This window comes from Pseudomonas sp. LPB0260, from assembly GCF_013388395.1.
In genome coordinates, this window is the sequence record NZ_CP058247.1 from 1,444,408 (window position 1) to 1,456,105 (window position 11,698).

11 protein-coding genes are annotated in these 11,698 nt (G+C 66.6%); 7 read left to right on the plus strand and 4 right to left on the minus strand.

All coding sequences use genetic code 11. The features are described from left to right. Positions 1 to 135 precede the first annotated feature (135 nt). Positions 136 to 378 carry a DUF1127 domain-containing protein gene (locus LPB260_RS06280; RefSeq protein ID WP_208710087.1) on the plus strand — a complete coding sequence of 81 codons (243 nt, stop codon included), beginning with the start codon at positions 136 to 138 and terminating at the stop codon, positions 376 to 378. Positions 379 to 427: 49 nt separating this feature from the next. Here LPB260_RS06280 and LPB260_RS06285 read toward each other — a convergent pair whose 3' ends face one another. Continuing rightward, the gene (locus tag LPB260_RS06285; RefSeq protein ID WP_208707848.1) at positions 428 to 1,741 is read right to left on the minus strand and encodes an FAD-binding oxidoreductase; all 1,314 of its coding nucleotides are present in this window, start codon (positions 1,739 to 1,741) and stop codon (positions 428 to 430) included. A 176-nt stretch (positions 1,742 to 1,917) separates the two neighbouring features. Between LPB260_RS06285 and LPB260_RS06290 the strand changes: the two genes are divergently transcribed. Then, positions 1,918 to 2,271 carry a YkgJ family cysteine cluster protein gene (locus LPB260_RS06290; RefSeq protein ID WP_208707849.1) on the plus strand — a complete coding sequence of 118 codons (354 nt, stop codon included), beginning with the start codon at positions 1,918 to 1,920 and terminating at the stop codon, positions 2,269 to 2,271. Between the two features lie 9 nt (positions 2,272 to 2,280). Here the strand turns inward: LPB260_RS06290 and dadR are convergent, their stop codons facing one another. Next, positions 2,281 to 2,769 (minus strand): transcriptional regulator DadR, encoded by a 489-nt coding sequence (dadR, locus tag LPB260_RS06295; protein ID WP_159972404.1) that lies wholly within the window; start codon positions 2,767 to 2,769, stop codon positions 2,281 to 2,283. A gap of 155 nt (positions 2,770 to 2,924) precedes the next feature. Here dadR and dadA point away from each other — a divergent pair, with 155 nt between their 5' ends. The 5 genes from dadA to LPB260_RS06320 all read left to right on the plus strand — a co-directional run bounded on the left by dadA (position 2,925) and on the right by LPB260_RS06320 (position 8,945). Next, on the plus strand, positions 2,925 to 4,223 hold the full coding sequence (gene dadA / locus LPB260_RS06300; RefSeq protein WP_208707850.1) for a D-amino acid dehydrogenase: 1,299 nt from the start codon (positions 2,925 to 2,927) through the stop codon (positions 4,221 to 4,223). A gap of 193 nt (positions 4,224 to 4,416) precedes the next feature. Beyond that, on the plus strand, positions 4,417 to 5,490 hold the full coding sequence (alr, locus tag LPB260_RS06305) for an alanine racemase (protein WP_208707851.1): 1,074 nt from the start codon (positions 4,417 to 4,419) through the stop codon (positions 5,488 to 5,490). Positions 5,491 to 5,593: 103 nt separating this feature from the next. Then, the gene (locus LPB260_RS06310; protein WP_208707852.1) at positions 5,594 to 6,142 is read left to right on the plus strand and encodes a cupin domain-containing protein; all 549 of its coding nucleotides are present in this window, start codon (positions 5,594 to 5,596) and stop codon (positions 6,140 to 6,142) included. Positions 6,143 to 6,265: 123 nt separating this feature from the next. Further along, positions 6,266 to 6,682, plus strand: a complete 417-nt coding sequence (locus tag LPB260_RS06315; RefSeq protein ID WP_208707853.1) for a cytochrome c5 family protein — start codon at positions 6,266 to 6,268, stop codon at positions 6,680 to 6,682. A gap of 127 nt (positions 6,683 to 6,809) precedes the next feature. Continuing rightward, complete coding sequence (locus tag LPB260_RS06320; protein WP_208707854.1) at positions 6,810 to 8,945, plus strand: acetyl-CoA hydrolase/transferase C-terminal domain-containing protein; 2,136 nt, start codon at positions 6,810 to 6,812, stop codon at positions 8,943 to 8,945. Here the strand turns inward: LPB260_RS06320 and LPB260_RS06325 are convergent. Continuing rightward, entirely contained in the window at positions 8,929 to 9,501 is a 573-nt protein-coding gene (locus tag LPB260_RS06325) for a xanthine phosphoribosyltransferase (protein WP_208707855.1), read from the minus strand. The genes LPB260_RS06320 and LPB260_RS06325 overlap by 17 nt on opposite strands. A gap of 62 nt (positions 9,502 to 9,563) precedes the next feature. Further along, on the minus strand, positions 9,564 to 11,573 hold the full coding sequence (gene rep, locus LPB260_RS06330; RefSeq protein ID WP_208707856.1) for a DNA helicase Rep: 2,010 nt from the start codon (positions 11,571 to 11,573) through the stop codon (positions 9,564 to 9,566). Between the last annotated feature and the right edge of the window lie 125 nt (positions 11,574 to 11,698).

Sequence of the window (11,698 nt, forward strand, 5' to 3'; positions counted from 1 at the left end):
CGTGAGAAAAACAGGATTCAGCCGTACCTGATTCTAGTCTGTATGGTGATTAAACGAAAACTCTGAATCTGTAATGATCTTCTCCCACCACGCATCATGATCTCCCACAAGGCTGGCGTATCGGAGAACATGATCATGGGCGGATTGAGCGATGTGAGGCTGACGCTTTCCCAGCAGGAGTTGTTGGCGGCGGGGGAGCCGCTGCGCCTGGTTCCGGCGCCTCAGGAGGGCCAGGCGCAAAGGCGCTGGAAGGCGTTCTGGCGACGCCTGAGCACCCGTCGCGCCCTGCTCGAGCTGGATGACGCGCAGTTGCGGGATATCGGCCTGACCCGCGCGCAGGCGCGGCAGGAAGCCCTGCGGCCGTTCTGGACGCTCTAGGGTGGCGCCCGTCTCGGCGCGGGCGTCGGCGCCCGCTTCGTTGCGGTGTCTAGGCCAGTTCCTTGAGCCGGTGCCAGAGCATGCCCAGGGCCAGCAGTGGCGAGCGCAGGTAGCGGCCGCCGGGGAAGGTCAGGTGCGGCACCTTGGCGAACAGCTCGAAGCCGCCGCCGGCCTGGCCGGCGATGGCCTCGGCGAGCAGCTTGCCGGCCAGGTGGGTGGCGTTGACCCCGTGACCGGAATAGGCCTGGGCGTAGAACACATTGGCCTGCTCCTTGAGCCGGCCGATCTGCGGCAGACGGTTGGCGCCGATGCCGATCATGCCGCCCCACTGGTAGTCGATCCGGACATCGCGCAGCTGCGGAAACACCTCGAGCATCTTCGGTCGCATGTAGCCGGCGATGTCCGCCGGGTCGCGTCCGGAGTAGTGGCAGGCGCCGCCGAACAGCAGGCGGCGATCGGCGGACAGGCGGTAGTAGTCGAGTGCCACGCGCTGGTCGCACAGGGCCATGTTGCGCGGAATCAGCGCCCTGGCCTGGTCTTCGGAGAGCGGCTCGGTGGCGATGATGTAGCTGCCGGCCGGCAGCACCTTGCCGCCCAGGGTGGGGTTCAGCTCGCCCAGGTAGGCGTTGCAGCCGAGCACCAGCTGGGCGGCGCGCACCGTGCCGTGGGCGGTGTGCACCTTGACCTCGCGGCCGTAGTCGATGCGCGTCACCGGCGAGTTCTCGAACAGCTGCACCCCCAGGGCCTGCGCCGCGGCGGCCTCGCCGAGGGCCAGGTTGAGCGGGTGCAGGTGCCCCGAACCCATGTCGATCAGGCCGCCGACATAGCGGCTGGAGCCGACCACCTCATGCACCTGCTCGGCCTGCAGCAGGCGCAGTTCGTGGCGGTAGCCGAGAGACCTGAGCTCTTCCAGATCCTCGGCGAAGGCGGCCAGGTGGCTGGGCTTGTTGGCCAGGTCGCAGTAGCCCCAGGTCAGGTCGCAGTCGATGGCGAAGCGCTCGACGCGTTGGCGGACCAGTTCCACCGCCTCCAGGCCCATCAGCTTGAGCCGGCGCACGCCGTCGACGCCGATCACCGGCGCGAACTGCTCGACCCCGTGGCCGACTCCGCGGATCAGCTGGCCGCCGTTGCGGCCGCTGGCGCCCCAGCCGATCTTGCGCGCTTCCAGCAGCACCACCGAGAAGCCCTTGTCGGCCAGCTCGATGGCGGTGTTCAACCCCGAGAAGCCGCCGCCGACCACGCAGACGTCGGCCCGCAGCTCGCCGCCCAGGGGCGGGAAGTCGAGCTGGCGATTGGTGCTGGCGGCGTAGTAGGAGGCGGCATGCTGGGTGCTGTGCACGGGCTGGCGAACGCGGGCGTTCATGTGTGAAATCCTGATTTTTGTGTTTGGAAAATTTTACGAAGGATAAGCGCGGTTTCCGTCCGGCGCCAAGGGGCAGGGGCAAAAAACTGGACTCTGGTCGGCAAATCAGCCGAGCGGGCAGCCTCCAGGGACAACCGGGGGTAAGATGCGCGGATTTTCTCCCGGACCCTTCTGCGATGAGCTGCACCAGCCGCAAGATCGACTACCTGCGTTTGCAGATTCCCTCGTTCACCTGCGAGCCGGGCTGCCACGACTGCTGTGGCCCGGTGACGGCCTCAAGCGAGGAGATGGCGCGGCTGCCGGTCAAGAGCGTTGCCGAGCACGACGCCGCGCTGGCCGAGTTCAACTGCGTGCACCTCGGCCCCCAGGGCTGCCAGGTGTACGACCAGCGACCGTTGATCTGCCGCTTGTTCGGCACCACCCCGAGCCTGCCCTGTCCGCGCGGCCGCGGGCCGGAGCAGCCGACCGAGGCCGCCGTCGAGCGTCAGGTCCACCGGCTGATCGCCAGTACCCGTCAGGTGCTGGTCTGAGCGTGCCGGCTATTCCGGCACCGGCAGGGCCAGGGACTCCTTCACTTCTTCCATGACGATATAGCTCTTCGATTCCCGCACATGGGGCAGCTTGAGCAGGATGTCGCCGAGCAGCTTGCGGTAGCTGGCCATCTCGTTGATCCGCGCCTTGACCAGGTAGTCGAAGTCGCCGGACACCAGGTGGCATTCCAGCACGTGGGGCAGCTTGAGCACCGCGCGGCGGAACTCCTCGAAGGTGTCGCCGGACTTGTAGTCCAGGCTGATCTCGACGAACACCAGCAGGCTGGCCTTGAGGTTCTGCGGGTTGAGGCGCGCGTGGTAGCCCATGATGATGCCCTCGCGCTCCAGGCGCCGCACCCGCTCGGTGCAGGGCGTGGTGGACAGGCCGACGCGCTCGCCCAGCTCGGTGAAGGAGATGCGCCCGTCCTCCTGGAGGATGCGCAGGATGTTGCGGTCGATCTTGTCCAGCTCGCGCCGGCTCTGGTGCTGGGTGCGCATGGTGGATGCCCCTCCGTGAAAGTGGTTTTTGCCGAGAAATCTCGCCAAATATAGTAGTCAATATAGTGAGAAACACTGGCTGCTGCTCAATATACTGCGCCCATCAACTCTCTGGACAACAAACGCCAGCGCATAGTCGCGGCGAGGAGTGAAGCATGCGGGTTCTGGTTCTGGGCAGCGGTGTCATCGGTACGGTCAGCGCGTACTACCTGGCTCGTCAGGGCTTCGAGGTGGTGGTGGTCGATCGCCAGCCCGCGCCGGCCATGGAGACCAGCTTCGCCAACGCCGGCCAGGTGTCGCCCGGCTATGCCTCGCCCTGGGCCGCGCCCGGCGTGCCGCTGAAGGCCATCAAGTGGCTGCTGCAGAAGCACGCACCGCTGGCGATCAAGGCCACCGCCGACATCGACCAGTACCTGTGGATGGCGCAGATGCTGCGCAACTGCACCGCCAGCCGCTACGCGGTGAACAAGGAGCGCATGGTGCGCCTGTCCGAGTACAGCCGCGACTGCCTCGACGAACTGCGCGCCGAAACCGGCATCGCCTACGAAGGCCGTCGCCTGGGTACCACCCAGCTGTTCCGCACCCAGGCCCAGGTGGACAACGCCGCCAAGGATATCGCCGTGCTGCAGCAGTCCGGCGTGCCCTTCGAGCTGCTTGATCGCGATGGCATCGCCCGCGCCGAACCGGCCCTGGCCCAGGTCAAGGACAAGCTGGCCGGCGCCCTGCGTCTGCCCAACGACCAGACCGGCGACTGCCAGGTGTTCACTACCAAGCTGGCCGAGATGGCCAAGCAGATGGGCGTCGAGTTCCGCTTCGGCCAGAACATCCAGCACCTGGACTTCGCCGGCGACCGGATCAACGGCGTGTGGATCGACGGCAAGCTGGAAACCGCCGACCGCTACGTGCTGGCCCTCGGCAGCTACAGCCCGCAGATGCTTAAGCCACTGGGTGTCCGTGCGCCGGTCTACCCGCTCAAGGGCTATTCGCTGACCGTGCCGATCGTCAACCCGGACATGGCGCCGGCCTCGACCATTCTCGACGAGACCTACAAGGTCGCCATCACCCGCTTCGACAACCGCATCCGGGTCGGCGGCATGGCCGAGATCGCCGGTTTCGACCTGAGCCTAAACCCGCGTCGGCGCGAGACCCTGGAGATGATCGTCGGCGATCTCTACCCCCAGGGCGGCGACCTGAGCCAGGTGGACTTCTGGACCGGCCTGCGCCCGGCGACCCCGGACGGCACGCCGATCGTCGGCGCCACCAGCTTCCGCAATTTGTTCCTCAACACCGGTCACGGCACACTGGGCTGGACCATGGCCTGCGGCTCCGGTCGCTTGCTCGCCGACCTGATGGCCAAGAAGCGTCCGCAGATCAGCCCCGAAGGCCTGGACATCTTCCGCTACAGCAACAAACAGGAGACGCCCAAGCACGGCAGTCCGGTGCCCGCGCACTGAGACCGGCCAGGCGTCGGGACCCGCATGTTCCCCATGGACAGGCGGGTCGAGATGATGGCGGCGGCAAGCGTCTGCGCCATCATGAGCGAATAGCCGTCGCGTTCCCTCGGCCACGAATGCGACGCACAATCCTGCTTGGCCCGGCTCTGCCGGGCTTTTTTATTCACCGTGCCCCGTTAGAAGTGTGAGAGCCATGCGTCCAGCCCGCGCCCTGATCGACCTGCAAGCCCTGCGTCACAACTACCAGTTGGCCCGCGAAGTCTCGGCCGCCAGGGCGCTGGCGGTGATCAAGGCCGATGCCTACGGGCATGGCGCGGTGCGTGTCGCCCAGGCGCTGGAGGAGCAGGCCGATGGCTTCGCCGTGGCCTGTATCGAGGAGGCCCTGCAGCTGCGCGAGGCCGGCATCCGCGCGCCGATCCTGCTGCTCGAGGGCTTCTTCGAGGCCGACGAACTGGCGCTGATCGAGCGGCACGAGCTGTGGTGCGTGGTGCATGCCCAGTGGCAGATCGAGGCGATCGAACGCAGCGCCCTGAGCAAGCCGCTGACCCTGTGGCTGAAGATGGACTCCGGGATGCACCGGGTCGGCCTGGCGCCGGCCGAGTATCAGGCGGCCTACCGCCGCCTGCTGGCCAGCGGCAAGGTCGGCAAGATCGTGCTGATGAGCCACTTCGCCCGGGCCGACGAGCTGGACTGTCCGCGCAGCGAAGAGCAGCTGGCGGTGTTCGAGCAGGCCCGTCAGGGCCTGGTGGCGGAAGTCAGCCTGCGCAACTCGCCGGCCGTGCTCGGCTGGCCCAACATCCCCAGCGACTGGGTACGCCCCGGCATCATGCTCTACGGCGCCACCCCGTTCGAGCAGGAGCAGGCGCTGGCCGCGCGCCTGCAGCCGGTGATGACCCTGGAATCGAAGATCATCAGCGTACGCGAGCTGCCGGCCGGCGAGCCGGTCGGCTACGGCGCCCGCTTCGTCACCGAACGGCCGACCCGGGTCGGGGTGGTCGCCATGGGTTATGCCGATGGCTATCCGCGGCACGCGCCGACCGGCACCCCGGTGACCATCGACGGTCAGCCCAGCCGCCTGATCGGCCGGGTGTCGATGGACATGCTCACCGTCGACCTCAGCGACCTGCCCCAGGCCGGCCTCGGCAGCCGGGTCGAGTTGTGGGGCAAGCAGGTGCTGGCCAGTGACGTGGCAATCCGCGCGGGCAGCATTCCCTACCAGCTGTTCTGCAACCTGCGTCGGGTGCCGCTGATCTACTCCGGGGATTGAACCGGGCGCCGGGCAGGATTTGCAACTGGACTGTTGTAAATACTGAACGCTGTTGCCATGATACGGGCACTCTTTCCGTATCTTCCCCAGGGGGACTCCAGCATTGGACGTCGGTGCACGACTGCAATCCATTCGCAAGCTCAAAGGCCTTTCCCAGCGTGAACTCGCCAAGCGCGCGGGCGTCACCAACAGCACCATTTCGATGATCGAGAAGAACAGCGTCAGTCCCTCGATCAGTTCGCTGAAGAAGGTGCTGGCCGGCATTCCCATGTCCCTGGTGGAGTTCTTTTCCCTGGAGATGGAGCAGGACGGTCACAGCCAGGTGGTCTACAAGGCCGGCGAGCTGATCGACATTTCCGATGGTGCGGTGACCATGAAGCTGGTCGGCAAGGCCCATCCCAGCCGCGCCCTGGCGTTCCTCGACGAGACCTATCCGATTGGCGCCGATACCGGCGACGAGATGTACACCCACGACGGCGAAGAGGCCGGGATACTGGTCGCGGGGCGTCTGGAGCTGACCGTGGGCGGCGAGGTGTTCATCCTCGAGCCAGGCGACAGCTACTACTTCGAGAGCAGCAAACCGCACCGATTCCGCAACCCGTTCGACGAGCCGGCGCGGCTGATCAGCGCCACCACCCCCGCGAATTTCTGACCGTTCGCCGCAATAACCCTGCGACAAACTGGGTTGTTTCGGCCCGGCGGCCTTCCCGTTATACTGTCGCCCGCTCGCGAAACCGTGGCCGCGGGCGTGACTAGCCACGATGAGGGTGTATCCGTGAACCTACTTAACAAGATGCTGCTGGCGCCTGCCGCCGTGTTGGCCCTGTGGGCAGTGACTGCTCAGGCCACGACCAATGACGAGATCGCCGAGCGCCTCAAGCCGGTCGGTGAAGTCTGCGTGATGGGCGAGGAGTGCAAGGGCGTCGAAGCGGTCGCGGCCTCCGCCGGCGGCGGTGCACGCACCGCTGACGATATCGTCGCCAAGAACTGCAGCGCCTGCCACAGCGCCGGCGTGCTGGGCGCGCCGAAGATCGGCGACACTGCCGCCTGGCAGGCGCGCGCCAGCAACGGTGTGGATGGCCTGCTGGCCAATGCCATCGCCGGTATCAACGCCATGCCGCCGAAAGGCACCTGTGGCGATTGCTCGGATGACGAGCTGCGCGCCGCCATCGAGAAGATGTCCGGCCTGTAAGGCCCGGCCGTCGTTCTCGCAAAGCCGCCTTCGGGCGGCTTTTTGCATTGTGCCGGTTGTAGTGCAGCAAAAGCCCGCGATCCATAGTCCAACCTGACATGCCAGGGATGCCGTCAGGAGTCGCCAGATGCCAGAAGTTTGTTCCATCGAGCAGGCCGTTGATCGCGTGCTCAGTGCGATCGATGGGCCGATCCATCTGGGCCTGCCCCTGGGCCTGGGCAAGCCGAACCGCTGGGTCAACGCCCTGTACGCGCGGGTCAGGCAGCAGCCGCAGCGCCAGCTGACTATCTACACCGCGCTGTGCCTGGGTCGCCCGCGCGCCACCCAGGAGCTGCAGCGACGCTTTCTCGAGCCCTTCGTCGAGCGCGTCTACGGCGACTATCCGGAGCTGGATTTTCTCGCCGACCTGCATGCCGACAGGCTGCCGGCCAATGTGCGCATCGAGCAGTTCTTCCTGCAGCCCGGCAGCCTGCTGGACTGCGCCTCGGCGCAGCAGGACTACAACAGCTGCAACTACAGCCAGGTCACCCGCGACCTCGATGCCAAGGGCATCAACCTGATCGCCCAGCTGGTCGCCCGTGACCCGCAGCGCCCAGGCTACTTCAGCCTGAGCTGCAACCCCGACATCACCCTCGACCTGCTGCCCTTGCTGGAGCGGCGTCGCGCGGCCGGCGAAACCATCCTCTGCCTGGCCCAGGTGCATGAGCACCTGCCCTATATGCCGGGGCCGGCGGAGGTCCCCCGCGAGTGCTTCGACCTGCTGTTGCAGGAGCCGGAGCGCAGCACCTTGTTCTCCACCCCGAACCTGCCGGTGAGCCTGCAGGACCAGTGCATCGGCCTGCATGCCAGCAGCCTGGTGCGCGACGGCGGCACCCTGCAGATCGGCATCGGTGCCATGGGCGACGGGTTGACCGCGGCGCTGCTGGCCCGGCATGTGGACAACGCGGCCTACCGGGCCGGACTCGAGGCCTTGCAGGGCGACGCCTGGGCCGCGCAGGTCGACGCGGTGGGCGGCCGAGAGCCCTTCGCCGAGGGCCTGTACGGCTGCAGCGAGATGTTCGTCAATGGCCTGCTGGCGCTGCTCGAGGCCGGTGTGCTGCGCCGGCGGGTCTACCCCGAGCTGCGCCTGCAGCAGCTGGCCAGCGCCGGTGCGCTGGATGGGGAAGGGCGGCCGCACAGCGTGCAGGCGCTGCTCGACGCCGGCCTGCCGGCCCGCCTGGATGCCGCCGGCCTAGCCTGGCTGCAGGGCAACGGCCTGCTGGGCGCAACCCTGCAGGTGCGCGACGAGCGCCTGCGCCTGGCCGATGGATGCGAGCTGTCGACCGACCTGCAGGACCCCTATACCCAGTCCGCGCTGCAGCCCCACCTGGGCTCGGCGCGCGGCGGCGTCCTGCTGCACGGCGGTTTCTTCCTCGGCCCCGCCGATTTCTATGAGCGCCTGCGCGGGCTGGCGCCCGAGCGCCTCGGGCAGATCGCCATGACCGGCATCGGCTACGTCAACCAGCTGTATGGCGAGGAGGCGCTCAAGCGCCTGCAGCGCCGCGATGCGCGCTTCGTCAACAGCGCGTTCTGCATGACCCTGCTGGGCGCCGGGGTGGCCGACCAGCTGGAGGATGGGCGAGTGCTCAGTGGCGTCGGCGGGCAGTACGACTTCGTCGCCCAGGCCCAGGCGCTGGACGGCGCGCGCTCGATCCTGCTGCTGCGCAGCTGGCGCGAGTCGGGCGGGCGGTTGAGCTCCAACATCGTATGGCGCTACGGCCATGTCACCATCCCCCGTCACCTGCGCGACCTAGTGGTGACCGAGTACGGCATCGCCGACCTGCGTGGCAAGACCGACGCCGAGGTGATCGAGGCGCTGCTGGGCATCAGCGATTCGCGCTTCCAGCCCGAGCTGATCGAGCAGGCGCAGCAGGCCGGCAAGCTGCCGCGGGACTTCCGCCTCGCCCCGCACTTGCGCGACAACCGCCCGGAGCGCCTGCAGGCCGTGCAGGCGCGCCATCCGCGGCTGTTCGACGAGTACCCGCTGGGCAGCGACTTCGGCCGCGAGGAGCGCGACCTGCTGCGGGCGCTGAACTGGCTGAAGGGCAAGTTCAAGCTCAGCGAGGCGCTGGAGCTGGGCAAGGCCGCCCTGGAGGCGCCGCCGCCGGCCGACTTCGCCCGTCACCTGGCGCGCATGGCCCTGGCGCAGCCGGATGGCTGGCGCGAGGAGCTGTACCAGCGCCTAGTGCTGGCCGGCCTGCACGCGACTATTCCAGAAAGCTGACGGTGCCGCCTGCCAGGGAGCTGATGCGTGCCAGGGACTCGACCCGGTAGCCGCGGGCGTCGAGGTCGGTGCGGCCGCTCTGGAAGGACTTCTCGATCACCACCCCGACCCCGGCAATGCTCGCGCCGGCCTGGCCGATCAGGTCGATCAGCGCCCGGGCGGCGTGGCCGTTGGCCAGGAAGTCGTCGATCAGCAATACATGGTCGTCGGCATTGAGGTGCTTGGCGGAGATGGCGATGGTGCTCTCGGTCTGCTTGGTGAAGGAGAACACCTTGGAGGTCAGCAGGTCGTCCTTGAGGGTCAGCGACTGGTACTTGCGGGCGAAGATCACCGGCACGCCCAGTTCCAGGCCGGCCATCACCGCCGGGGCGATGCCGGAGGCCTCGATGGTGACGATCTTGCTGATGCCCAGGCCGGCGAAGCGCCGGGCGAACTCATGGCCGATCTGCTGCATCAGCAGCGGGTCGATCTGGTGGTTGAGGAAGGCGTCGACCTTGAGCACCTGCTCGGAGAGTACGCTGCCTTCTTCGCGAATCTTCTGCTTCAGTGCTTCCACGCGGTAACTCCCATGGTTATGACTTCGCGTAGCCCGGATGCAATCCGGGCTACGGCGGTTGATTATTTTTTCAGCAGGGCGCGCATATTGGCCAGCGCCGAGTTGCCGGTGGCGGCCTTGACCTCCGCCGGTGCGTCCTCCTGGCCTTCCCAGACCAGGTCCTCGGGCGGCAGTTCGTCGAGGAAGCGGCTTGGCGAGCACTCGATGATCTCGCCGTACTGCTTGCGCTTGGCGGCAAAGGTCATGGTCAGGTTGCGCTTGGCCCGGGTGATGCCGACGTAGGCCAGGCGCCGCTCTTCCTCGACGGTGTCGGCCTCGATGCTGGAACGGTGGGGCAGAATGTCTTCCTCCACGCCGAGGATGTACACCGAGGGATACTCCAGGCCCTTGGAGGCGTGCAGGGTCATCATCTGCACGCCTTCGGCGCCTTCCTCTTCCTCCTGCTGGCGCTCGAGCATGTCGCGCAGTACCAGCTTGCCGATGGCATCCTCGATGGTCATGTCGCCGTCTTCGTCGCGCTCCAGGGTGTTCTTCAGCGCGTCGACGAGGAACCAGACGTTGCCCATGCGCGCGTCGGCGACCTTGTCGCTGGAGGCGTTCTGCCGTAGCCAGTTCTCGTAGTCGATGTCCATCACCATGCTGCGGATCGCGGCGATCGGGTCGTTCTGCGCGCATTGCTGGCGCACCCCGTCCATCCAGCGGGTGAAGCGCGCCAGGCGCTCGGTAAAGCGGCTATCCAGCACTTCCTGCAGGCCGATCTCGCCGGCGGCGGCGTACATGCTGATCTTGCGCTCGGTGGCGTAGTTGCCGAGCTTTTCCAGGGTGGTGGAGCCGATCTCCCGGCGCGGCACGTTGATCACCCGCAGAAAGGCGTTGTCGTCGTCCGGGTTGACCAGCAGGCGGAAGTAGCTCATCAGGTCCTTCACCTCCTGGCGGGCGAAGAAGCTGGTGCCGCCGGACAGGCGATAGGGGATCTGGTGGTGCTGCAGCTTCAGCTCCATCAGCTTGGCCTGGTAGTTGCCGCGGTAGAGGATGGCGTAGTCGCTGTAGGGGCGCTGGGTGCGCAGGTGCTCGGTGAGGATCTCCAGGGCCACCCGCTCGCACTCGGCGTCCTCGTTGCGGCAGCGGATCACGCGGATCTCGTCGCCCATGCCCATCTCGCTCCACAGCTGCTTCTCGAAGGCGTGGGGGTTGTTGGCGATCAGTACGTTGGCGCACTTGAGGATGCGGCTGGTGGAGCGGTAGTTCTGCTCCAGCATCACCACCTTCAGCGACGGGTAGTCCTCCTTCAGCAGCATCAGGTTTTCCGGTCGGGCGCCGCGCCAGGCGTAGATCGACTGGTCGTCGTCGCCGACCACGGTGAACTGGTTGCGCGTGCCCACCAGCAGTTTCACCAGCAGGTACTGGCTGGCGTTGGTGTCCTGGTATTCGTCGACCAGCAGGTAGCGGATGCGGTTCTGCCATTTCTCCAGGATGTCGGCGTGCTCCTGGAACAGCTTCACCGGCATCAGGATCAGGTCGTCGAAATCCACCGCGTTGTAGGCCTTGAGGGTGCGCTGGTAGTGCAGGTAGACGATGGCCGCGGTCTGCTCCTTGGGGTTGCGCGCCTCGGCCAGGGCCTGATCGGGCAGGATCAGGTCGTTCTTCCAGCTGCCGATGTAGTTCTTCACCTCATCGATGCCGTCGTCGCCGGCATATTCCTTCTGCATGATGTCCGACAGCAGCGCCTTGATGTCGCCTTCGTCGAAGATCGAGAAGCCCGGCTTGTAGCCGAGGCGCGCGTACTCCTTGCGGATGATGTTCATCCCCAGGTTGTGGAAGGTCGACACCGTCAGGCCGCGTGCCTCGGCGCCCTTGAGCAGGCTGCCGACCCGCTCCTTCATCTCGCGGGCGGCCTTGTTGGTGAAGGTCATGGCGACGATGTGCTGGGCGCGGATGCCGCAGTTCTGCACCAGATGGGCGATCTTGCGCGTGATCACGCTGGTCTTGCCGGAGCCGGCGCCGGCGAGCACCAAAAGAGGGCCGCCGACGTAGTTCACGGCTTCCTGCTGCCGAGGGTTCAGTCGGGACATGGGCGGTATGGGGTCTGGTAAAAAGGTCGCAAATTCTATCAGCAATGCACGCTGCGGCGCAGGCGGCGACCCGGGCGGTTGGTCGCCTGAGGAATCTCGCGTATAAATTTTGATGCTTAATTAGG